Origin of the sequence: Paraniabella hibiscisoli (genome assembly GCF_022512515.1) — a bacterium.
GTDB classification, from domain to species: Bacteria; Bacteroidota; Bacteroidia; order Chitinophagales; family Chitinophagaceae; genus Niabella; species Niabella hibiscisoli.
Genome location: NZ_JAKWBK010000001.1, coordinates 4,052,260 through 4,074,572, shown reverse-complemented (window position 1 = coordinate 4,074,572; position 22,313 = coordinate 4,052,260). Strand labels below are relative to the sequence as shown.

Sequence of the window (22,313 nt, the reverse complement as noted above, 5' to 3'; positions counted from 1 at the left end):
TCGTATTGACGTTAAAAAAAGAAACATGTTTAGAAAATATCATTCAGCCATAAAATTATTTATTGCAGCATTAATGTTTGCCGGCAGTCTTTCCTCATGCAAGAAATTTTTAGATGTAACACCTCCTAATGTGGGTACTTTGGACTATGCGTTCAGGAACCGTAATGAAGCAGAAAATTATTTATTCACCTGCTATTCGGCCCTCCAGTCTTTAGGCGTTGCATCAGATATTGGGTTTTTAAGTGCCGGGGAACTCACTTACCCGGTAGAACTGGGAGGAAACCTGGGCGTTTACCTGCAATTGCCCAGGGGAAACGTACAAAATATCAATAGCCCTGTATTGAACTTTTGGCAGGGTACCAATGGCGGCACTAACCTGTTCATAGCAATTCGACGGTGCAATATCATGCTTGAGAATATTGATAAGCCCATTGACCTTACAGCTACTGAAAAAGCGCGGTGGATAGCTGAGGTAAAGTTCTTAAAAGGATATTATACTTATTACCTGGCCCGATTGTACGGCCCTATTCCTTTATACAAAGAAAACTTCGCAATAGATGCTTCTGCTGAAGAATTACAGTTGAGAAGGGAACCTGTGGATGAAGTTTTTAAATATGCCGTGCAGCTTATGGATGAGGCCATTACAGATCTGCCGCAACAGATCAGCAATCCTACTAATGAGTTAGGCAGGATCACTAAATTAATTGCACTATCTGTTAAAGCAGAGATGCTGGCGACGGCAGCTAGCCCGCTTTTTAACGGAAATCCTGACTACCTGGATTTTAAAGACAAAGAAGGTAGTCAGCTATTCAATCCAACCTATGATAATCAAAAATGGATTAGCGCTGCTGCTGCTTGTAAGGCTGCCATCGATGAGGCCTCAGCGGTCAATAAAAAATTGTATGAGTTTATACCTAATGCATCCATTGTTAACATATCAGATTCCATTAAAAGATTACTTACCATTCAAAATGCAGTAACAGAGAAATGGGATATTAACCCGGAGTTGATCTGGGCCTTAAATGGTATATTTCCTTTCCAGGGCCAAAGCTTACCGCGTCTTTATATAGAAAACTCCGGCTCGGAAAATTCTTATAATGCTCCCGGCACATTAGCTGTTCCCATTTCCACAACAGAATTATTTTACACTAATAACGGGGTGCCAATTGAAGATGATAAAACATGGGACTACACAGGCCGCTTTTCAATTCAAACATCGGACCCTGCACACAAATTCTATGTTGTACCCAATTACCAGACCATAAAAGCCAATTTTAACCGTGAACCAAGGTATTATGCCAGCATCGGTTTTGATGGCGGTTATTGGTTCGGTGGCGGCACGCTTAACTCTAATGCTATGGTAAGTGTGCAGGCCAAAGGGCAGGGAAGCATATCCGGTCCGATGGATAATTTTAGAACAAATATTACTGCTATCTGGCCTAAAAAATTAGTCCACTACCTGTCTTCCTACGTAAGAACAGATCTGCCGGCCTTTGAGCCTTATCGTTTGCCCCGCATGAGGCTATCCGGACTATACCTGCTGTATGCAGAGTGCCTGAATGAAGCCAATGGCCCCTCTGCAGAAGTTTTTGAATATGTGGACAAGGTACGGGCCAAAGCAGGTTTGAAGGGTGTATTGGAATCATGGACAAATTTTTCTAAATCGCCCGGCACAGTAAGCAATAAAGAAGGCGTAAGGTCGATCATACACCGGGAGCGCAGAAATGAGCTATGTTTTGAAGCGCAGGCTGGTTGGGATCTGAGAAGGTGGAAGGAAATGGGGGTGGCGCTTTCCAAACCTATACAGGGATGGAGTTTCAGGCAAACAACGGCACAGGGATTCTATCAGCCCGTAACTCAATTTATACCGGCATTTACCTCAAGAGATTATTTATGGCCCCTGTCGGATGCGGTGATCCTTAATAACAAAAAGAATGTACAAAATCCTTTATGGTAATTTATTAAACTGATTCAAAATGAAAAATAAGCCTTTAATACTTTTTGCCTTTTTAATTCTGACATTCTTCAACTCCTGCACTAAAGTGGGTCAGGGCAATGAGGTGGTTTCAACAGATAAAACGAAGCCTGAACCCATATCCAACGTAAAAGTGCAAAATTTAAATGGAGCTGCAATCATTACTTATACCCTTCCCAGAACTACCAATATACTATACGTAAAAGCCGACTATGTCATAAACGAAAAAACAGGAGCTAAAAGACAAAGTAAATCAAGTTACTACAGCGACACCACCCTGGTACAAGGTTTTGCTGAATCAAAGGATTACCAGGTGCAGTTGAAAGTGGTATCGCGGGCAGGCATAGAATCTGACCCTGTATCTGTAACGGTTCACCCCGATATTCCGCCCTATCAGCTGGTGCGGAAGACCCTGTCACTCAATGCAGATTTTGCCGGTGTTACTGCTACAGCCACCAATATCCTTAAAGAAAATATTGGTGTGGTGATGGTGTATAATGATCCTGCTTTTGGCAGGTACGTTATACGCGAGCAGAGCTTTAATAATTTCGAAAACATTCAGTATAGCACCCGGGGCTGGACACTCTTCCGAAGCAGATAGGGGCTTATGTAACGGACGCTTTTGGCAATATATCAGACACACTTTTTAAAACCATAGAGCCTTTATTTGAAGTAGCGCTTGACAGGAGCAAGTTTTTGCATACACGTTACCTACAGATAAACCACCCTATGACGGCAATTATACGGTCAATCGTCTTTGGAATAATATAACAACTTTTGTTGACGTATGGCACACCGCTGTCTTGTCTGGCGCGGCTTCTGCCTATCCCTATACATGCACTTTCGGGATTGGCATAGAAGCAAAATTAAGCAGGTTTCGTTATTGGGGGCGAACTGACAGAGGTCGCTGGGCTGCTGAAAGCGCGAAGGAGTTCGCCATTTGGGGGTCCAATGAAAACGTTCCGGCAGATATAGCGCTTCCTAAAGGTGTACCCGTAGGTACGGTTTCAGGCGATTGGGTTAATCTTGGTAATTATGTAGTACCAAATCCGCCTTCAGGTAATGCACCTTCTTCTCCCACTACCGCCGATAATGTTGCCTGGGATGCGGCTTCGACTTCAACGTACCCATCAATGCGCCACGGGTTAAATTCATAAGAGTATCGGTGGAATCTACATGGGGAAATTATACCTACGGAGCCATTAGTGAAATGAGATTTTACGGCGACCCCCGGTGAAATAAACAGAATTACAATAATATTAAACTTACAGCAATGTCTTTTAAAATATCATGCCTTCTTATTTTAGTTCTCGCCCTTGTTGCGTGCGATAAAGAAGGTTACAATTATGATAAATATTTGAATGGCGAGGAGGTTATCTATACGGGTATTGTTACGAACCTAAAAGCCAATCCGGGTAATGAACGTGTACAACTTACCTGGAACCCCAGCTCAGATCCCAGTATTACAAAATATGTTATTTACTATAACTCGCGACGCGACTCCTGGTTGTACAGGCTAATGGCGAAACAACGGCACAGGTATTAAAGAGTACAATTTCCGGGCTGGGAGAATATGTACAGGATTTCACAATTTACACCTACGATGCAGCAGGCAACCGCTCTATAGGCCAAACATTAGGTTCGGTAAGAGTTTATGGAGCTATCTATAATAGTTCGTTGAGGAACCGCACAGATAGCGCAAGAACGATCAATAGTTCAGACAAACTTATCTTAGGATTTGCTAAAGTAAGAGACACCATCCAGGTGAGCACAAAGCTTACCTATAAAAATAACGCCGGTGTTGTTGTGAACACCTTCTTACACCCGGATTCGTCAACTATTGTACTGCCTGACTGGAAAGAAGGTGAAAATATTCTGGTGCGATCTTCTTACATACCGGTAAGAAATTCAATAGATACTTTCTGGGTTTCAGGTACAGATACTATTAAGGGTAAAGATATTTTTTACGCTGCTAAGATTGCAGGTACATTTCTTTGTACGGGTACTTTAGAAAGGCAGCCCAATCCTGTAGAGCCGGTCAATGAAAATAAAGATATTACCTACCAGGGCAATAATATTTTCAAAACCATTTTGCCGGTGTTTAATAACACGGGGCTTACGTTGTATCTTAGGGTTAACGAGGATAATAGTGTTACTATTATGCCTAATAGCGGTTCAGAGGCAAGTGTAGCCATTACTGCAAATGGTCCTTGTACATTTGATCCAATCGGGAAAAGCTTCACAGTAAATTTCACTTATTCTAATACGTCTAATCTTTTCAGAAGGGGAAGTATTGTATATAAGCGAATTTAAAACGCTCCGTTATAGCCGGTAATACGCACAGCATGAAGCAGCATATTGTTTAACCTCAGCTTATTTTCCCGGAAATAATAATGCGGGCTGCCGTAAAGTTTTAAATCATTGTAGCATTTTAGTATAAGTTACAAAGATGCAGCCGATGCAATCGATTGTGCACCTTTTGCTTTGGACAGATGAATACATTTGCAGCTGCGATAAAATACGCATGCCATTACCTGGTTGTTATTTAAATGTTGGTTCTATGCCTGGTTTTACCGGTACGGTAATCAGGTATGGGTCCTGGTTAAAAGGCCTGCCAGGTTCTTACCCGGACCTATCCCGTTTGTTTTAAGCCATGTAATGATGCCAACAGGAACTGTTTCGGATTAAAATAAAAAAATGGAAAAAATAATAATCGCTTTGGTTATTGTACTTTTCGGGGGACAAGCCAGGGGTCAGGCAATCATGCAAAACCTGTCAGGCACCTGGAAATCGCCCCACGATCTGGGCGAACTGGCCGCGGCACCTGTTTCCCTTATTCCATATCCTCAAAAAGTAACCTGGAAGGAAGGGAACTTTATACTTCGAAAAACATGGCTATTTATTACCAGGATAACGCCAATGTAAAGAACACAGCCCTGGCCCTGCAGAAAATTTTATCTAACGTGGGGGTCAACAGCAATATCATTCCTGTTAGTAATTTGCAACCGCCTCCTATAGGGGGCTTTCTACTAAACATCGATTCCAACCTCCAAATCAGGAAAGAAGGTTATCAATTAAGCATCGTTACCAACTCGGCAAAAATTACAGGCGTTGATGCTGCCGGGTTGTTTTATGGTGTGCAAACGATCGGACAGTTGATCATGCAAAAACAAAAGATACGATCGCTGCCCAATTGTACTATAACAGACTGGCCGGCTTATTCCATCCGCGGTTTTATGCATGATACCGGTAGAAATTTTAGAGAAATTAGTGCACTAAAAGTTCAGTTGGATCGCTTTTCATCATACAAATACAACACTTTTCATTTGCATTTAACCGACAATCCGGCCTGGAGACCCGAGAGCAAGCTTTTCCCACAGCTTAATGATCCGGGGTTTAGAAAAGCAGGTCGAGATGAAGGTAGATCTTATTCTTTTGATGAGATACGTGAAATTATAAAATACGCGGCAGAACGTCACATCAGGATCATACCGGAACTTGATATGCCCGGCCACAGCGAATATTTTGAGACCACATTTGGCTTTAAAATGGAAACGGAACAAGGGATGACCGTGCTTGAAAAACTGCTGGACGAGTTTTGTTCGGAAATCCCTGCGAAAGATTGCCCGGTCATACATATCGGTTCCGATGAGGTACATATCCCCAATCCGGATCAGTTTATTGATCGCATGTGTGCACGGCTCAAAGCAAACGGGCGCAAGGCTATGGTTTGGAGCCCGGGTTTAAAGGCAAATAATGAAGTGATTAAACAGCTGTGGAATGACATTACGCCTTCCAAATTGGAAAAAATCACGCACCCTTTTATAGACTCTTATGCCGGCTACCTCAATTCAATGCTGCCGATGCACTAACCCTGACCAGGCGGTATTTTTTCACCAGATCTGTAACCAACCGGAGGGAAAAGGATTAGCACTGGGCGGTATATTATGCTGCTGGCCTGATACCCGTGTTGACAATAAAAACAATATCCTAAAACATAACCCGGTTTGGCCCGGCATGATAGCCTACAGCGAAGCCATATGGTGCGGCCGGCAAAACGCAAGTATTTTTGAGGACCTTACACCTGAATATGGTACGATGGAATGGAAATATTTCAGAGAGTTTGAAAACAGGCTGGCCAACCACCGGGACCGTTTTTTAAGAACGAAGCGTTTCCATTTTCGAAATTTAGCAACCTGCAGTGGGAAATAAAGGGCGCTGGAAAATTTACCGGCGGTGTAATTAATTTTGATGACCTTCTTAAACTTGGAAAGTTGAAAAAACCAGGAGGAGATTCTCTTGTTTTAACCACCCAAATTTACAGTGACCAGGCAAAAAACATCAATGCCTGGATAGGTTTTGAAACACCCGAGCGTTCTACACGAAAAAGCGCGGGTTTACCCAAAACGGGCGAATGGGACGCTAATGGAGGCTACATTAAAATAAATGGGGTTGCTGCACCGGCGCCCGTGTTTAGCTCACCAGGCAGCTATCGGTATCTGGAGCACACCTGGTTTTCGCCAGCCAATGAAATCCCGTTTACCGACGAGGAATTTTATTGGACCAGAAAGCCTTCTAAAATTTCATTAAAGAAAGGCTGGAACGATATAGAAGTGGTATCAAAACGATCTTATAAAAAACAGAACTGGATGTTTGCATTGGTACCGGTAGAACTTAACCAGGATGGAAAGTGGACGGAAATCAATGAACCGGGCCCGGGTTACCGGGCGTTTAAATAAGGCGTATAGTACTTGTACTAAAAATTGGGTTAAGAGGATTGAATTGTTCGCTTGCCCCGGAGTGAATGAAAACAGATTGGGGAGGATTCCCGCAGACCGGTTAAAGAAGCACCTCTTGTTCAATGTTTATCAACAATGGTGCTTAATGCATCGAATAACACTTGCTTAATATTTTTTATATGCGTTTCATATTATCTGTTGTTGCCTGCTGTTGGTCAGTTGCCATTTATGGGCAATCGGCTTCTCATAAAATTCAGCATACCATTCGTATTGATGCTTCGGATAGCAAAGAGCGGATTATTGAGAAAGCGGCCCATGTTGTCCCAACAAAAAACCAGTTGGCAGCTTTGAAAAATGAATTTATTGCATTTGTGCATTTTGGTCCCAATACTTTCACACGCATGGAATGGGGCAATGGCAAAGAAGATCCCGCTATATTTGATTTAAAAGAATTGAACACCGACCAGTGGTGTGACGCAATGAAATCCGCCGGGATGAAGATGGTCATATTTACGGCAAAACACCATGATGGTTTTGTGCTTTGGCAGAGCCGTTATACCAAACATGGCATCATGTCAACCGGCTTTCGTAATGGCAAGGGGATGTATTAAAAGACCTTTCTGCATCCTGCAAAAAATATGGCTTAAAATTAGGTGTCTATTTATCGCCGGCGGACCTATTTCAGATTGAGAATGCGGAAGGACTGTACGGAAACCTAAGTAAATATACGCAGCGCACAATCCCCGGGAAATACCAGGCCGCCCGTTTTCCAATAAAAACAAATTTGAATTTATTGTAGATGACTATAATGAATACTTCCTAAATCAACTCTTTGAATTATTAACCGAGTACGGGCCTATAGATGAAGTTTGGTTTGACGGGGCACACCCTAAAACAAAAGGTGGTCAGCAATATAACTATACAGCATGGAAAGAATTAATACACAAGCTCGCTCCGGGAGCTGTGATATTTGGCAGAGAGGATGTGCGTTGGTGCGGCAACGAATCGGGCAGTACCAGGGCAACAGAATGGAACGTGATCTCCTATATGGAAAACCCTGACACAGCAGCCCATTTCCCAGATATGACCGCTGAAGATATCGGTAGTCGCAGTCAGCTATATGGGGCCAGATTCTTACACTATCAACAGGCAGAAACCAATACTTCTATACGTGAAGGCTGGTTTTATCGAGACGATACCCATCAGAAAGTAAGAAGTGCAGACGACGTATTTGACATCTATGAACGATCAGTAGGTGGCAATTCAACTTTCTTATTAAATATACCACCTAACAGGGATGGTAAGTTTTCTGTTGAAGATGTGAAAGTGCTGAAAGAAGTAGGTAAGCGAATCAACGACACCTATGGAGCCAATCTTTTCGAAAAGTCTGATTTGAAAACTCAATTACGGGACGATAACCTTAATACCTTTCTAACATCCGATAATAAAGATATCATCATCACCCTGCCCAAAGCGGTTACAATAAACCGCCTCTTAATCCAGGAGCCGATCCATCAACTTAGCGAACGTATAGAAAAACACGCAATCGATGCATGGATGGATAATAGCTGGAAAGAAATTGCAGCCGCTTCCAATGTTGGATATAAAAGAATATTACGTTTTCCTGAAGTGACTTCCTCCAAATTTCGGATAAGATGGTTACAAAGCAGGCTTAAACCTGCGATTGCAACTATTGGGGCCTATCTGTACAAAACCAGGCCACCACAATTACAGGTTTTCAGGAATAGTGATGGTAAAGTTGTGATTCAACCAGTAGTATCTGAGTTTAATTGGAAACCGCATGGAGAAAACACCAGTAAGAATCTAAACAAAGGGATGCAAATATTTTATACAACCAATGGCGGGGAACCCACTACCAAAAGCCAGATATATTCAACACCGTTTGAATGGTCAAAAGGTACTATAAAGGCAATTGCGGTGATTAATCAGGAACAGGGTCCGATTGTTTCTGAAACGATAAGCCTTTCAAAATTAAACTGGAAAATTATAGGCACAGATAGTGAATCGCAATCTAACAGTGCCCGGTTTTCAATTGATGGAAATAAACAAACCTGGTGGGAATCGAAGCCGTCGCCCGAAAAACATTTCCTGGCGATAGACCTGGGTAAGAAATATAATATAAACGCTTTTGCCTACACACCCCAAACCAGGTACAGGAGAGGTATGTTAGCAAAAGGCATTATTGAAGTAAGCGACGACAGCGTCAGCTGGCAAAAAGCCGGCGATTTTGAATTTGGAAATCTCATTAATGATCCCTCAACCCGTAAGCATTTTTTTAACAGGCCTGTTATCGCCAGGTATATACGCATCAAAGCCATTCAAACGGGTAGTGAAGATCAATTAGCAATAGCTGAACTGGACTTTTTGAAGATTAAAAGGAATAATTTTAAATCAGGATCGTATACTAAATCTTAAATAGCGCGCATCATTGAAGTTGTAGCTTTTACCTTATTTTTTTCATTTTATGTCTTTGTTTTGAATCCTGCAGGAGGAAAAATCAATATCCCATCCTTAGCGTTAAGATCTGCTTACGGTACAAAAAAATAAGCGTAATCAGTTTGCCGGGACGTAAAGATAGAATAGAGTTCAGGCAAGAAATTACCCGGTCAGCCCTACCTTAATTTTATATTTGTAATATTACCTGTACTTGCGCTCAACAATATTTTGAAAATTTAAGTATGTCATTAAAAAAGATTTTTCAAATCCTCGTTTTCGTTTTTATCTATACATGCTGCAAAGGGCAAAACCCCTCTCCCAACATTATTGTGTTTCTGGTAGACGATATGGGATGGCAAGATAGTTCAGAGCCCTTCTGGACGCAAAAAACTGACTTTAACAAGCGATACAAAACTCCTAATATGGAAAGGCTGGCCAGGGAAGGCATGAAATTCACCAACGCTTATGCAGCGCCTGTTTGCACGCCTTCAAGAACAGCAATGCTATCGGGTATGAGCCCGGCCCATTTAAGAATTACCAATTGGACTTCAGTACAGAAAAATAAAAATACAGATGCATACGACGACCAATTCTCGGCGGCCGACTGGAATATGAATGGTCTGAGCCCTGTGCCCGGAATACTTAAAACAGCTTATGCCACTACCTTCCCGCAAATACTAAAGGATGCGGGCTATTTTACCATTCATGTGGGGAAGGCTCACTGGGCCAGCGCAGGCACCCCGGTTCCAATCCTTATAACATGGGCTTTATGGTAAACATATCGGGGCATGCAGCCGGACACCCCAGAAGTTACCTGCCCCAGGAAAATTATGGAAACCTGATGCCCCATCCTACACTAAGAGAAGTGCCTGATCTTGAAGAATATTTTGGAACCGATACCTTTTTAACCGAGGCACTCACCCTGGAAGCCTTAAAAACCCTGGAGCAGCCTATTAAAAATAAGCAGCCTTTTTTCCTCAACATGGCCCATTATGCGGTTCATACACCGATCACAGCCGACAAGCGCTTTGTCAAAAACTATCTGGATGCAGGGCTTGACTCTACGGAAGCCGCTTATGCCAGTTTGCTGGAAGGCATGGATAAAAGTCTTGGAGATATCATGAATTATTTAAAGAAAAAGGGCGTTGAGAACAACACGGTAATATTATTTATGAGCGATAATGGCGGCCTTAGTATAAACCCTGAAAGAAGCGGCAAATCTCATACCCAGAACCTGCCATTAAAAGCAGGGAAAGGTTCGGTGTACGAAGGGGGATTCGTGAGCCCATGATTGTTAAATACCCGGCACTTGTAAAACCGGCTACAGTTACTCATCAGTATGTTATCATAGAAGATTTCTTTCCAACTATACTGGAGCTGGCGGGGATTAAGGATTATAAAACCGTACAAAAAGTAGACGGCATCAGCTTTGTACCCTTTTTAAAAAATCCTTCCCTAAAAAATGATACCAGGGCCTTAATCTGGCATTATCCCAATAAATGGCAAAACACCCTTGAGTACGGCATCAACTATTTCAGCGCGATCAGGCAGGGCGATTGGAAATTAGTGTACAACTTAAGAAATAATACAGCCCAACTCTATAACCTCAAAGACGATATCGGCGAACATAAAGACCTGTTCAATACAGCACCTGCTAAAGCAAAAGAACTTACGGAGTTATTGGGAACAAGACTGAAAGAAATGAATGCATCAATGCCTGTTAATAGAGAGACAGGAGAGCATGTAGCCTGGCCGGGTAAATGATCTTCCTGATGTTTGCTCAATAAATCTTTCTGATCATTCCTGCCTTATTTAATCTTGAAACCAGAACACAGTACAAAACCCGCAGGAAAAGCTTTTGAAACTGTGCCGCCAACCGCGCGGCGTCGAATAAAAAATAAAATAAAACGGATGAAAAAAAATTTACTGGCTCTTGCCTTTCTTTTAATCAGTTTTAGCGCGCTATGTCAATCTAAAATAAAAATTGCCTGTGTGGGTAACAGTATTACCTGGGGAATGGGAACAGCAGACCGCGAACATAATAATTACCCACGCAATTGCAAAATATGCTGGGAGATAAATATGAGGTAATGAACTTTGGGCGCAGCGGTGCCACGCTGGCCAAAGGAACCAACAATTCCTACTGGGATTCAAAGGAATATCTCCAGGCGCTATCCTCTCGTCCGGATATTGTTTTCATTAAACTCGGCACCAATGACAGTAAGGCGCAATACGCTTCTTTTTACAATCAGTTTGAAGCAGACTATAAAGAAATGATCAACTCATTTAAAAGCCTTCCATCTAAACCGCGTGTGGTATTACTATTACCTATAGCTTCATTTATTACCGATACAGGAGCCGCTAATGCCATAGTTAGTGCGTCCTTGCTAAAAAATATCATTCCCCGCATTCAAAAAGTGGCTTACGGAGAAAAAACTGAATTGATTGATTTGTTTCCCTTGTTCGTGGATAAGCCCGGGCTTTATACTGACAAAATACACCCCTCCTCTATTGGTGCTACAGTGATCGCCAGGCGGGTTTATGAGGCCGTTAAATCAACCCCTGAAAAAGAATTCAACCTTTTTTCAAATATGAAAGAACAGGTTACCATTTCCCCTTTTAATGGTTTTGATTGCGCTGACTTTAAGTACGCGGGGCGCGATTGCAAAGTAGTAAAACCAAGAGTAGTTGCTAAAGGCCGCCCATGGGTTTGGCGGGCCAGGTTTTGGGGACACGAGCCTCAGGCTGATATTTCTTTGCTGGAACGGGGATTTCATATTGTTTATTGCGATGTAGCAGAACTATTCGGTAATTCCGAGGCCATTAATATCTGGAATAAGTTTTATTCACTGATGAGGCGATGCGGATTATCGAAGAAAGTTGCATTAGAAGCAATGAGTCGCGGGGGCGTGTATGTGTATAACTGGGCCCTGGCAAATCCGGGAAAGGTAGCTTGCATCTATGCAGACGCACCGGTTTTGGATTTAAAAAGCTGGCCGGGAGGCAAAAAAATTCGGGTGCAAGGGAACCCTGGGAAGCTTTCAAAAAGATTATCATCTTACCGAAGAACAAGCCCTCCTTTTCAAAGGAAGTCCGTTAGATCATGCAGAGCAAATAGCTAAGCTGGGCTTTCCCATGCTACACGTAGTTGGAGATGCCGATGATATAGTGCCCGTAAAAGAAAATACAGAACCATTTGAGAAAAGAGTTAAAGCTGCCGGCGGAAACATTAACGTGATTCATAAGCCGGGAGTCAACCATCATCCACATAGCCTACAGGATCCCACTCCTATAACTAATTTCATCCTGGCTGCTACAGGTCAGAAAACAAACTTTGCTGCCATTGCGGCACCTGGATCGGAATATCGCTCCGGTGCAGGATGGATAGAAGGGAAAGGCTGGTGGGCGCAAAAATCAGATATCGATAGTTTGATACAGGCATCCAATCCTGATATTATTTTCCTTGGCAATTCAATAACGCAAGGTACAGGTGGTCACAGAACTTACGTTACCTATAAACCTGGCTTTTCAATATTCGATAGTTTGTTTTCGAACTATAAATGGGAAAACGCCGGTATTTCGGGAGATCGTACACAAAATATTCTATTTCGATTGCAAAATGGCACATTTAAATATGCTCAACCCAAAGTAATCGTTGTAACGATCGGCGTAAACAATTTTATTGATAATGATAGTCCCGAAGAAATCGTGACTGGAATTATGGCCATTGCTCAATGGATAAAAGATAATATGCCTTTATCAAAGTTAATATTGACAGGCCCCTTGCCCACCGGGCTCAGGCAAACTGACGAACGCCGGAAAAAATTCGAACAGATACATGCTCTGTTAGCAAAGCGTTCACATCATCCTTACCTCTATCTCCCGCTATACGACATTTTTACTTTGACTAACGGCGATCTGGACCCATTAAAATACGCTTCAGACGGGATACATTTACTACCCGGCGGTTATCGTATTTGGGGTACCACCATACAGTCCCATATAACAAAATTAATGAGGAAACAAAATTGAATCTGTCCTCAAACTCATCCGGATATTAAAGAAAGAGAAGCCCGTTGTACCCGGTAAAATTTGTATTTTAGTAAGATTTGATAAATCATATCAACCTCCGATGTTTAGATCCTTAGTCTCAAATAAGAACGCCGTGAAATATTTTTTCCCGTTTCAATGATGGTTACGCTCTCCTGGTTACCAGGTTTGAATGGAGTCGCGCAAAATGCGCCACTTTCAGCAAAGCCCAATATCCTTTTGATTTTTGCTGACGACCTCGGTTATATGGATTGCGGGTTCAATGGAAGTAAGATCATGAAAACACCTCATATAGATGCGCTGTCTAAAAATGGAATGGTTTTTAACAATGCCTACGCAGGAGCAGGCAACTGTGCACCCAGCCGGGCTACAATGATCAGCGGTAAATATACGCCACGCCATGGTGTTTATGCCGTGGGGAGTACCACACGCGGACCAGTAGCGCAAATGCGGCTGGTTCCCGTGCGCAATACAACCTCCTTAAACCCCTCATTTTACACCATTGCCGAAGCCCTGCGGGAGCAGGGTTATGCTACAGCTATTTTTGGAAAATGGCACCTGGGTGAGTCACAGGATACCAAGCCTGAAGCACAGGGATTTGATGAATATGTAGAAAGTCAAAAGCGCAACATAGAAGACGATCCGAAAGGAATGTTTTCGCTGACAAACGCCGCCATACAATTTATGGCAAAACAAAAAGGAAAACCCTTTTTCGCCTACCTATCTCATCATGCCATCCATTCCAAACTGGAAGCGAGAGCCGAGAGCGTGGCGCTGTTCAGAAAACAAGGTCTTAATGAAAAACAGGCATTATACGCCGCCTGTACATACGACTTTGACTCCAGTGTGGGTATACTTCTTGATTTTCTTAAAGCATCGGGCCTGGATAAAAATACCCTGGTGATATTCACCAGTGACAATGGTGCCACCCAGCAATCCCCGCAAGAGCCTTTAAGAGGCAATAAGGGTTCCTATTACGAAGGCGGCATACGGGAACCTTTCATTGCGTACTGGCCCGGCCAGATAAAGAACGGTACTGTAAATTCAACACCAATTATCAATCTGGACCTGTATCCTACGTTTATGGCCCTGGCCGGCAATGCCCAATATAAAAGTGATGGTGAAAACCTGCTGCCCCTTATGTTAGGTCAAAAAATACCACGATAAGAAAATCTATCTATTGGTATTTTCCTGGCTATCTCGACAATCCTGTCATCAGGGGAGAGAGATAAGGTGTTTCGGTCAAGGCCGGTAGCTGTAATCAGGAAAGGCGATTTTAAACTTCATTTATACCTCGAGGAATGGCTGCTGGATGGAGGAAAGGCCAGGCTTCATAACAATAAGGCTATTGAATTATATAATATCAGGACCGATAAAGGTGAGCATACTGATTTATCCCATTCGCATGTGGCTCAAAGAAACGAGCTTTTAAACGAGTTACTACAATGGATGAACAATACAGGGGCTCCATTACCCACCAGGATCACCACCTCCAACAAGCCGGTAGCCGGAAACGTGGCGGGAGAAAACTAAGTTGAAATACATTTATGGGATAAAGGTGCGCACTGCAAACAGGAACATTGAATATACCGGTAACTGATAAGCACTAAAAAACATTCTCTTTTAAGAAATAATATTTCCTTTAAAGAAACTTAGCTCCGTTTAGTGGTATCTTTGATTGTTATCAAAACACGGTCATTGTATGAAACCTAAGCTTTTACTCTTTGTATTGCTTACTACATTTTTTAATGCGTACACGCAGCATCTAAAATGGCACAACCCTGAGCAGGAAGGCTATCCGGTTGTAGAAGGCCGTGGCTGGCAAACCGGCCTTGCTGATTTTTACGACCGGCTGCCCGCAAAAGCAAAAGCAACAGTTAGAAAAGAAGTATGGTCGCTGGCAAAAAATAGTGCCGGTAATTATATAAAGTTCCGTAGTAATGCCAATACCATCATGGTACGCTTCCAGGTAACCAATGGGTGGGCAATGAATCATATGCGGCAACCGGTGTTAGTGGTGTGGATCTGTATGCAAAAGATATAAATGGACATTGGCACTGGGCCGCAGGCAATTTTAATTTTGATGATACGATCACTTACCGGTTCAGTAATATTGTTACAAATGTTCCCCTGCAGGAATTCAGGCTGTATTTACCTTTATACAACTCACTTAAATGGTTACAGGTAGGTGTAGCCGATGAAACTAGTTTTTCGTTTATAGAAGCCAATACAAAAGCCCCTGTTGTATTGTACGGCACTTCTATTATGCAGGGAGCCTGTGCCAGCAGGCCTGGTTTGGCATGGACCAACATACTGGGAAGAAGACTGGATGCGCCCCTGGTTAATTTAGGCTTTTCAGGAAACGGGCGACTGGAACCTGAATTGGCACATCTGTTAACTGAACTGGATGCCCGGCTTTTTGTGCTGGATTGTCAGCCTAACCTGTATGATAAAAAATATACACCGAAGCCGAAATTGATAAAAGAATCAGGCATACAATAGCAGCTCTACGGGCGAAACATCCCGTTACACCTATTTTACTGGTTGAACACTGCTGTGGTAGCCCCGATGTAAGTATGGATACTTTATTATCAAATAACTATAAATGGACGAGTGATGTGTTGAGCCGGGTTTTTATGCCTTGAAAAAGAGGGCCATAAAAATATCTACCAGCTTACTGCAAAAGAAATTGGTTTTGATGAAGAGGATACTGTAGATGGGACGCATCCAAACGACATTGGCATGGCCAAATATGCAGATGCATATGAAAAAAGATCAGGTCGATACTAAAAAAGAGCTAAGGCAATTATTTAACAGACAGATCGACATTGGTATGCTTTTATAGGCATCAAACTTACATCGTCCTCGTTGAAAGTACCGCCCATCGGTGTCGACGGCCTGCGAAAAATACATCGGATACAGCAACCACAAATACCTGCAAAGCAGCAGTATCATTTTTGCATATAATCGACACGATTATCAAAAAAAGGGTAATTTAGTTTAAAGTTCTCATTGATGAAGCCTCAACTTATAGACGTATCTCTGGCGGGTACCAAAACGATTCGCATTAAAAGGGTGGAACAGGCTTTCCTGGACACACCTTTTCATTTTCATCATCTTTGTGAATTGGTATGGATAGAAAAAGTTTTGGGAAACGAATCGTTGGAGATAGTGTCGACAATTTTGAGGGTGGCGACCTGGTATTAATGGGCCCTAACCTGCCTCATATATGGCAGAATGATGAAACATTTTTTTGCGAGCCCGATGAAGCCAATGTAAAATCAACAGTAATTTATTTCCCCCCGATTTCCTGCTAAATCTGACAGATGAAATAGAGCTGCTGAATCCTATAAAACAGCTGGTTGAAAGATCTTACAGAGGCCTTGTATTCACCGGAACTACAAAACAACAAGTAATTGACAAGCTGGCCACCATATCCAGGGAGCATGATCTCAGCAAAATAATTTCCTTTCTCGAATTGATCCGCTTATTATCTTCTTCTGAAGAGTATAGCTACCTGGCCAGCGTCTCTTATAAAAACCTCTACGAAGAAAAGGACACCGGTCGTATAAATATGGTGTATAAATACCTGATGCAAAACTTCCAGGATGACATTTCCCTGCAGGAAGTTGCGAATCTTTGTAATATGACGCCAAGTGCATTTTGCAGGTATTTTAAAAGCCGCACACAAAAGTCCGTTATCCAGTTTTTGAACGAATTAAGAATAGGGCATGCATCTAAATTACTGCTGAACGAGCGCTACTCTATTTCTGATGTATGTTACGAGTGTGGTTATAACAGCATAGCAAACTTTAATAAGTTCTTTAAATCCATTAAAAAAACCACGCCTTCTGAATACCGGAAAAATTCAAAGAAAACCCAAACACTATAAACGGCTGCTTTCCCCGGGAACGAAAAATTTGCAATCAGGATTATTTTTCATAACCCTTTAAATATGCGCGAAATAAGCAATTTGCTGTAGTAGCTTTTCACATCAAAATAGCTGCCCTTTAATAGCGCGCCATACCACTTCTGCAAATTATTTGTAACAATATCCGCTTGTGTAATTGATCCGCTATACCTATGATACCATTATTGTATCAAATTAAAGCAGCTATCCAAACAGCTATAATTGATGTTGAGCCCTTGCGGTTTACTAGATAAAATTATCTAACAATTAGGCAATATAACATTAGAAAACCGCTCACTCACAGCTGATATTTACCAAAATGTTTTATATGGAAAAACTTCTAAAATTATGCCTGTTAATGGGTATACTCTGCCTGGGGAAACTGTTAGCGGCCCAAACGCCTGTTATATCAGGAACGGTAAAGGATGAAAGTACGGGTTCACCCTTATCGGGAGTCACCGTTACGCTCAAAAATACTTCAACAGCAACTATCACTGATCAAAACGGCAACTTTACGCTGGCTATTTCTGCCGCCACCAGGTCGGTTACCGTTTTATGTACTATGGTAGGTTATCAGAGTAAGGAAGTAGAGATAAATACGGGGGCCGCAGCGTCCATCTCGTTATCACCCGCTTCCTCCAACCTCGATGAAGTGGTAGTGGTGGGGTATGGCACCCAAAAGAAGGTAAATCTGAGCGGGGCAGTCAATACAGTTGACAAAAAGCTGCTTACCAACCGGCCTGTTACATCGTTAACCAATGCGTTACAGGGCACCGTACCCGGGGTAGCGGTACAATCAAGACCCGGTGATGTAGGGAACGACCTGGGTGCTATTAATGTACGCGGGCGCGGTAATACCGGTTCATCCTCGCCTTTATTTGTCGTAGATGGAGTGATAGTTCAAGCCGGGGATTTTGCCCGCATTAATCCCAACGACGTTGAAAATGTATCTATTCTAAAAGATGCTTCCGCATCTGCCATTTACGGGTCAAGAGCGGCTTATGGTGTCATATTGGTTACAACAAAAAAGGAGGAGGTAACTTTCGTTTAAATTACAATGCCTATTATGGAAAGCAGTCGGCTATATATCTTCCCGATTTTACAGACGCAACAAATTACGCGCTACTTTATAATGAAGTAGAAACTAATGCCGGAAGAGCCCCGAGGTTTTCGAACGGAATTTTAGACACCATCAGGAATCAGCTAAACCCCGACTATTATCCTGATAATAACTGGTATGATCTGACCTTGAGAAAAAATGCGCCCATCATGGAACATCAGCTAAATGTATCGGGAGGAGATCGGGTTAAATATTATTTAAGCGGCGCGTATTTTTTACAAAACTCACTAATACCAGGAAAAGATTTGCGGAGATACTCGGTTCGTGCCAATACAGAAGCCAAATTATCTGAAAAATTCAAGGCCTCAAGTAACATTTCTTTTATCAGGGATGGTTTTAACAATGATCAGGGAAATATCGACTTCACCGGCCTCTCCAGGTTAACACCATTGAATGTTGCCAGGCATAGCGATGGCACCTGGGGCAGCATTAACGCCGGGGCCGTAGATGCAGCTCTGGCCTCAGGCAATACTTTGCGCAGGTTGGCAGAAGGTGGGCGCAGCTCCTATAATACCAACAGGTTTATTGGCACCCTTAACGGAACTTATACACCTATCAAAGGACTGGATATAAGTGGTCTGTTTTCTTATAATTTCATGAACTATGTTACAAGTACATTTGCCAATACAATGACACCCATTGTAAATTTCATTAACAAGCAGCCGCTGACATCGACTGCTGTAACCGTAAACCAGCTGGATGAACAATGGCAGAACACTTCCAATATTCTCGGCCAATTAACGGCAGCCTATAGTTACCAGCTCAACGCGCATAATTTTAACATACTCGGTGGTACTTCTTATGAAAATTTCAAAGACAGGTTTATAAGGGTAATCAGGAAAAACTTTGTCAATAATGATCTTGATGCGATCAACGCAGGTTCAGCCAATCCCCTGAATACGACGGCTACAGGCAATATTCAACAAAGAGCATTTCGCTCTTATTTCGGCAGGTTAAACTATGCATACAACAACAGGTATCTTTTTGAGGCCAGCTTAAGAAATGACGCGTCCTCTCAGTTTGCGCCGGGCAACCGGGTAGGATGGTATCCCTCTGCATCATTCGCCTGGCGTATTTCGCAGGAAAACTTCATGAAAAATGTTTCCATTGTAAATGAACTTAAACTAAGGTTATCTGCCGGTAAACTGGGCAATGTAAATAATGTAGGCTATTATGATTTTTATGACGGGCTTGGTACCGGTACCGTGGTAATTCTGGATCAAACAAAGCAGGATGGGGTATTTCCCGCCAAATTGCCCAACCCTTTATTAACCTGGGAAAAAGTAGACATGTATAATGTCGGCATTGATGCAACACTATTCAAAGGCCTGAACTTGCAGGTAGATCTGTTTAATAAATTAACCAAGGATATTTTGCTCAGCAACCCCGACATACCTGCAGAAGGAGGTTTAACAGACACCCAAAACCCTTCTATTAATATAGGCCAGGTTAGAAATACCGGATTTGAATTCATAGCCAATTATAATGGCAAAATAAACAGTCTTACCTACACTATTGGTGGTAACATCAGCCAGATATGGAACAAAGTGGTGGATTTAGGAAAAGTGGAACAAACCGCACCCAGCGGATATTATGTAAACAGGGTTGGAGAAGCCATAGGTTCATTCTTTATGTACGAGAGCAACGGTTTTTATGAATCGGATGCAGAAGCACAGAAATACAATCCTGCTGCCAAAGCCGGCGACATCAGGTATGTGGACCAGAATAATGACGGTGTCATTAACGGAGACGACCGGATCATAGCAGGTAACGACGTACCCTATTTCATATACGGTCTGAATCTGAATGTAAGCTATAAAAATTTTGATTTTACAGCTATCGGAAGTGGTGTAAAAAATGTTAAGGTATACCTGGAAGCTGAAGCTTCGCAGGCGTTCTTCAATGGTGCCGGTGTAAAAATTATGTGCTCGACAGGTGGACGATCGACAATCCAAGTCAGACCGCCTCCTACCCCCGCCTGTCAAGGTCTGGAACAGTAAATTTTGCAACCTCCGATTTCTGGTTATTTAATGCGGATTATTTCAGGATCAGGTCATTATCCCTCGGATACACCCTACCACAGCAAGTGCTGGAAAAAGCTGGTTTAAAGGGCCTGAGAGTATATGTATCTTCCTACAATCCCTTTACATTCAGAGGTGACAAGCGACTAAAGGATTTCGATCCGGAGTCGGCTTCACAACGCTCCACCTATCCTGCGGTAAAATCTTATTCGTTCGGATTAAATGTAACCTTATAAGCGGTTATACCAACCACGATGTAAATATTCAAATAGCAAAAAATGAAACAACTACTTTATACTTTAATAATATCTTCTGCACTGTTAACGGTAGCCTGTTCCAAGAGTGCATTAGATTACAAGCCTAATGATCAATTGGCCAGTGTTACTTTCTGGAAGTCGGAGAACGATGTAAGGCTGGCTTTAAATGGCTGTTACGGTTATCTTGCCAATTCTTATAACAACGCTTATGACGATGGCGCAAGCGATAATGCCTACTGCCAATATCCCTGGGAGAGCAATGCTACCCGCATAGCAAGCGGCGATATCAACGCTACCCTGGACGCCGGCTATAACAGCCGGTACCAGTTTATCCGCCGCTACAATTATTTCCTGGACAATGTGGATAAAGCACAACTGGATGACGCTTTGAGCACCAGGTTTAAGTTGGAGTGCCGGGTATTACGTGCTATAACTTATTTCGATCTTATCCGTACCTTCGGCGACGTACCGCTGTTCAAAACCGGCTATGCCGACCCTCTGGAAACAGCAGTGTCCCCAACTCCCCAAACTGAGGTTTTGGCATTTATTATTTCAGAGTTAAAAGAAGCCGCCGCTACACTTCCCGCAAACTATGCGGGGGCACTTCTGTTGAAAAAGGCAGGATTACCCGCGGAGCTGCATGGGCCATACTTACACGGGTACAACTTCACTACGGAATGTGGGCCGACGCTGCCGCTACGGCACAGCTGGTAATGGGGGCAGGCTATAAATTATTCAGGAAAGCAACGCTCGATGCAGGCGACGTGCGCGATGATTACAGCACATGGATAACATTTTCTGATCAGAGTGCAAAAGATAAATTCTACAAGGGGCTGGCCAGTTATCAGCAGCAGTTTTGGATCGCAAATGAATCCAATGATGAAGTGATCCTTGCGTCACAAAATATTACAGAAGGCACGAGTTATGCACCATTCGGAAACGGGCTCCGATTGCTGTTCTCCAACGGCGTAATGGGCGGATGGAGCTCTATTACACCCACGCAGGAACTTGTAAACGCTTACTGGGATAAAAATGGCAATGCATTCACCCCTCCAACTGCTGCTGTAAGAGCCGCTAACTTCAATAAAGGCGGTACACCCAATGCAGCCTACCTGGATGAGTTTAAAAACCGCGATACCCGCCTGTATGCAAGCATTCTTTTTCCACGCGCCACATGGGATCAGTATAAAGCCGGCTTCATATTCAACTGGGCAGGCGGAGGCAGCAGTAATAGTATGACAGGCTATAACTTCCGGAAGCTTTTCGATATCAAATCCCTCGAAAGCAGTCTTGAATTTGATGCGGCCGAAGATTTCCCGATCATCCGCTACGCTGAAGTATTACTGAGCTATGCTGAAGCAAAAAATGAAGCTACGGGTCCTGACGCTTCCATATACACCGCACTAAACGATATTCGCGACAGATGCGGGATGCCTGCCATAAATACCTCGGCTTACAATACAAAGGAAAAGTTGAGAGAGTTGATCCATAATGAACGTCGTATTGAACTGGCCGGGGAAGGGCAACGGTACTACGATATCAGAAGATGGAAGATAGCTCCGTCAGTAATGAAAACAACCTACGATATATCCAACGCCGCTGTTCAGGAAAGGGTTTGGCAAGACAAATTCAACCTGATGCCTTATCCCCAGACAGCACTAGACCGCAACAGTAATTTGAAAGCTGTACAACAATCTAAAGGTTACTAAACCGCCCTGATACCTGTTAAAGTGCCCCGGCAGATAAGTTCTGACCGGGGTTCCTTTTGGTTGGCCCAAAAAGGC

At 42.8% G+C, this 22,313-nt stretch carries 22 protein-coding genes and 5 pseudogenes; all 27 read left to right on the top strand.

What is annotated here, in order from left to right; all coding sequences use genetic code 11:
• The first annotated feature begins 25 nt into the window (after window positions 1–25).
• The 27 genes and pseudogenes from MKP07_RS25190 (at window position 26) to MKP07_RS25060 (ending at window position 22,238) form a co-directional block, all read left to right on the top strand.
• Complete coding sequence (locus MKP07_RS25190; protein ID WP_240849885.1) at window positions 26–1,957, top strand: RagB/SusD family nutrient uptake outer membrane protein; 1,932 nt, start codon at window positions 26–28, stop codon at window positions 1,955–1,957.
• 19 nt (window positions 1,958–1,976) lie between these two features.
• Window positions 1,977–2,746, top strand: a pseudogene (locus tag MKP07_RS25185) (DUF4959 domain-containing protein).
• A 32-nt stretch (window positions 2,747–2,778) separates the two neighbouring features.
• Window positions 2,779–3,212 (top strand): annotated as a pseudogene (locus tag MKP07_RS25180) (DUF5000 domain-containing lipoprotein).
• A gap of 36 nt (window positions 3,213–3,248) precedes the next feature.
• Window positions 3,249–4,288, top strand: a pseudogene (locus tag MKP07_RS25170) (DUF4998 domain-containing protein).
• 384 nt (window positions 4,289–4,672) lie between these two features.
• Complete coding sequence (locus tag MKP07_RS25165) at window positions 4,673–4,900, top strand: hypothetical protein (RefSeq protein ID WP_240849880.1); 228 nt, start codon at window positions 4,673–4,675, stop codon at window positions 4,898–4,900.
• Complete coding sequence (locus MKP07_RS25160) at window positions 4,867–5,847, top strand: family 20 glycosylhydrolase (protein WP_240849879.1); 981 nt, start codon at window positions 4,867–4,869, stop codon at window positions 5,845–5,847. The genes MKP07_RS25165 and MKP07_RS25160 overlap by 34 nt, the downstream gene beginning before the upstream one ends.
• Entirely contained in the window at window positions 5,810–6,187 is a 378-nt protein-coding gene (locus MKP07_RS25155) for a hypothetical protein (RefSeq protein ID WP_240849877.1), read from the top strand. The genes MKP07_RS25160 and MKP07_RS25155 overlap by 38 nt, the downstream gene beginning before the upstream one ends.
• Before the next feature lie 62 nt (window positions 6,188–6,249).
• A complete protein-coding gene (locus MKP07_RS25150; RefSeq protein ID WP_240849875.1) occupies window positions 6,250–6,714 on the top strand; it encodes a hypothetical protein in 465 nt (154 codons plus the stop codon).
• A gap of 179 nt (window positions 6,715–6,893) precedes the next feature.
• The gene (locus tag MKP07_RS25145) at window positions 6,894–7,325 is read left to right on the top strand and encodes an alpha-L-fucosidase (protein ID WP_240849873.1); all 432 of its coding nucleotides are present in this window, start codon (window positions 6,894–6,896) and stop codon (window positions 7,323–7,325) included.
• Window positions 7,326–7,437: 112 nt separating this feature from the next.
• Window positions 7,438–9,150, top strand: coding sequence for a discoidin domain-containing protein (locus tag MKP07_RS41410; RefSeq protein WP_317236099.1), 1,713 nt, complete (start codon window positions 7,438–7,440; stop codon window positions 9,148–9,150).
• Between the two features lie 263 nt (window positions 9,151–9,413).
• A complete protein-coding gene (locus MKP07_RS25135) occupies window positions 9,414–9,947 on the top strand; it encodes a sulfatase-like hydrolase/transferase (protein WP_240849871.1) in 534 nt (177 codons plus the stop codon).
• On the top strand, window positions 9,941–10,462 hold the full coding sequence (locus tag MKP07_RS25130) for a sulfatase-like hydrolase/transferase (protein ID WP_240849869.1): 522 nt from the start codon (window positions 9,941–9,943) through the stop codon (window positions 10,460–10,462). Before MKP07_RS25135 ends, MKP07_RS25130 begins: the two co-directional genes overlap by 7 nt.
• Window positions 10,459–10,935, top strand: coding sequence for a sulfatase/phosphatase domain-containing protein (locus MKP07_RS25125; protein WP_240849868.1), 477 nt, complete (start codon window positions 10,459–10,461; stop codon window positions 10,933–10,935). Before MKP07_RS25130 ends, MKP07_RS25125 begins: the two co-directional genes overlap by 4 nt.
• A gap of 302 nt (window positions 10,936–11,237) precedes the next feature.
• Complete coding sequence (locus MKP07_RS25120) at window positions 11,238–12,293, top strand: GDSL-type esterase/lipase family protein (protein WP_240849866.1); 1,056 nt, start codon at window positions 11,238–11,240, stop codon at window positions 12,291–12,293.
• A gap of 13 nt (window positions 12,294–12,306) precedes the next feature.
• On the top strand, window positions 12,307–13,203 hold the full coding sequence (locus MKP07_RS25115; RefSeq protein WP_240849864.1) for a GDSL-type esterase/lipase family protein: 897 nt from the start codon (window positions 12,307–12,309) through the stop codon (window positions 13,201–13,203).
• Window positions 13,204–13,359: 156 nt separating this feature from the next.
• Window positions 13,360–14,388 carry a sulfatase gene (locus tag MKP07_RS25110; RefSeq protein WP_240849862.1) on the top strand — a complete coding sequence of 343 codons (1,029 nt, stop codon included), beginning with the start codon at window positions 13,360–13,362 and terminating at the stop codon, window positions 14,386–14,388.
• A 66-nt stretch (window positions 14,389–14,454) separates the two neighbouring features.
• Window positions 14,455–14,754 carry a hypothetical protein gene (locus tag MKP07_RS25105; protein ID WP_240849860.1) on the top strand — a complete coding sequence of 100 codons (300 nt, stop codon included), beginning with the start codon at window positions 14,455–14,457 and terminating at the stop codon, window positions 14,752–14,754.
• Between the two features lie 169 nt (window positions 14,755–14,923).
• Window positions 14,924–15,372 (top strand): annotated as a pseudogene (locus tag MKP07_RS25100) (SGNH/GDSL hydrolase N-terminal domain-containing protein); the annotation flags it as partial.
• A gap of 96 nt (window positions 15,373–15,468) precedes the next feature.
• Window positions 15,469–15,723 (top strand): SGNH/GDSL hydrolase family protein, encoded by a 255-nt coding sequence (locus tag MKP07_RS42945; protein WP_394803695.1) that lies wholly within the window; start codon window positions 15,469–15,471, stop codon window positions 15,721–15,723.
• Between the two features lie 150 nt (window positions 15,724–15,873).
• A pseudogene (locus MKP07_RS42940) lies at window positions 15,874–16,011 on the top strand (SGNH/GDSL hydrolase family protein); the annotation flags it as partial.
• A 225-nt stretch (window positions 16,012–16,236) separates the two neighbouring features.
• Entirely contained in the window at window positions 16,237–16,428 is a 192-nt protein-coding gene (locus MKP07_RS25090; RefSeq protein WP_240849854.1) for a hypothetical protein, read from the top strand.
• 271 nt (window positions 16,429–16,699) lie between these two features.
• On the top strand, window positions 16,700–17,113 hold the full coding sequence (locus MKP07_RS25085) for a helix-turn-helix domain-containing protein (RefSeq protein ID WP_240849852.1): 414 nt from the start codon (window positions 16,700–16,702) through the stop codon (window positions 17,111–17,113).
• Window positions 17,114–17,459: 346 nt separating this feature from the next.
• On the top strand, window positions 17,460–18,182 hold the full coding sequence (locus tag MKP07_RS25080) for a TonB-dependent receptor plug domain-containing protein (protein ID WP_240849850.1): 723 nt from the start codon (window positions 17,460–17,462) through the stop codon (window positions 18,180–18,182).
• The gene (locus MKP07_RS25075; protein ID WP_317236098.1) at window positions 18,080–20,251 is read left to right on the top strand and encodes a SusC/RagA family TonB-linked outer membrane protein; all 2,172 of its coding nucleotides are present in this window, start codon (window positions 18,080–18,082) and stop codon (window positions 20,249–20,251) included. Before MKP07_RS25080 ends, MKP07_RS25075 begins: the two co-directional genes overlap by 103 nt.
• Before the next feature lie 86 nt (window positions 20,252–20,337).
• Window positions 20,338–20,508, top strand: a complete 171-nt coding sequence (locus MKP07_RS25070; protein WP_240849848.1) for a hypothetical protein — start codon at window positions 20,338–20,340, stop codon at window positions 20,506–20,508.
• Between the two features lie 42 nt (window positions 20,509–20,550).
• Window positions 20,551–21,243, top strand: a complete 693-nt coding sequence (locus MKP07_RS25065; RefSeq protein WP_240849846.1) for a RagB/SusD family nutrient uptake outer membrane protein — start codon at window positions 20,551–20,553, stop codon at window positions 21,241–21,243.
• Window positions 21,207–22,238 carry a RagB/SusD family nutrient uptake outer membrane protein gene (locus MKP07_RS25060; RefSeq protein WP_240849837.1) on the top strand — a complete coding sequence of 344 codons (1,032 nt, stop codon included), beginning with the start codon at window positions 21,207–21,209 and terminating at the stop codon, window positions 22,236–22,238. Before MKP07_RS25065 ends, MKP07_RS25060 begins: the two co-directional genes overlap by 37 nt.
• The last annotated feature ends 75 nt before the right edge of the window (window positions 22,239–22,313 follow it).

Coding starts and splice junctions, on each gene's coding strand:
- MKP07_RS25190 (WP_240849885.1), top strand. CDS start 26: ATGTTTAGAAAATATCATTCAGCCATAAAATTATTTATTGCAGCATTA.
- MKP07_RS25165 (WP_240849880.1), top strand. CDS start 4,673: ATGGAAAAAATAATAATCGCTTTGGTTATTGTACTTTTCGGGGGACAA.
- MKP07_RS25160 (WP_240849879.1), top strand. CDS start 4,867: ATGGCTATTTATTACCAGGATAACGCCAATGTAAAGAACACAGCCCTG.
- MKP07_RS25155 (WP_240849877.1), top strand. CDS start 5,810: ATGCCGGCTACCTCAATTCAATGCTGCCGATGCACTAACCCTGACCAG.
- MKP07_RS25145 (WP_240849873.1), top strand. CDS start 6,894: ATGCGTTTCATATTATCTGTTGTTGCCTGCTGTTGGTCAGTTGCCATT.
- MKP07_RS25135 (WP_240849871.1), top strand. CDS start 9,414: ATGTCATTAAAAAAGATTTTTCAAATCCTCGTTTTCGTTTTTATCTAT.
- MKP07_RS25130 (WP_240849869.1), top strand. CDS start 9,941: ATGGTAAACATATCGGGGCATGCAGCCGGACACCCCAGAAGTTACCTG.
- MKP07_RS25125 (WP_240849868.1), top strand. CDS start 10,459: ATGATTGTTAAATACCCGGCACTTGTAAAACCGGCTACAGTTACTCAT.
- MKP07_RS25120 (WP_240849866.1), top strand. CDS start 11,238: ATGCTGGGAGATAAATATGAGGTAATGAACTTTGGGCGCAGCGGTGCC.
- MKP07_RS25115 (WP_240849864.1), top strand. CDS start 12,307: ATGCTACACGTAGTTGGAGATGCCGATGATATAGTGCCCGTAAAAGAA.
- MKP07_RS25110 (WP_240849862.1), top strand. CDS start 13,360: ATGATGGTTACGCTCTCCTGGTTACCAGGTTTGAATGGAGTCGCGCAA.
- MKP07_RS25090 (WP_240849854.1), top strand. CDS start 16,237: ATGAAGCCTCAACTTATAGACGTATCTCTGGCGGGTACCAAAACGATT.
- MKP07_RS25080 (WP_240849850.1), top strand. CDS start 17,460: ATGGAAAAACTTCTAAAATTATGCCTGTTAATGGGTATACTCTGCCTG.
- MKP07_RS25065 (WP_240849846.1), top strand. CDS start 20,551: ATGAAACAACTACTTTATACTTTAATAATATCTTCTGCACTGTTAACG.
- MKP07_RS25060 (WP_240849837.1), top strand. CDS start 21,207: ATGTGGGCCGACGCTGCCGCTACGGCACAGCTGGTAATGGGGGCAGGC.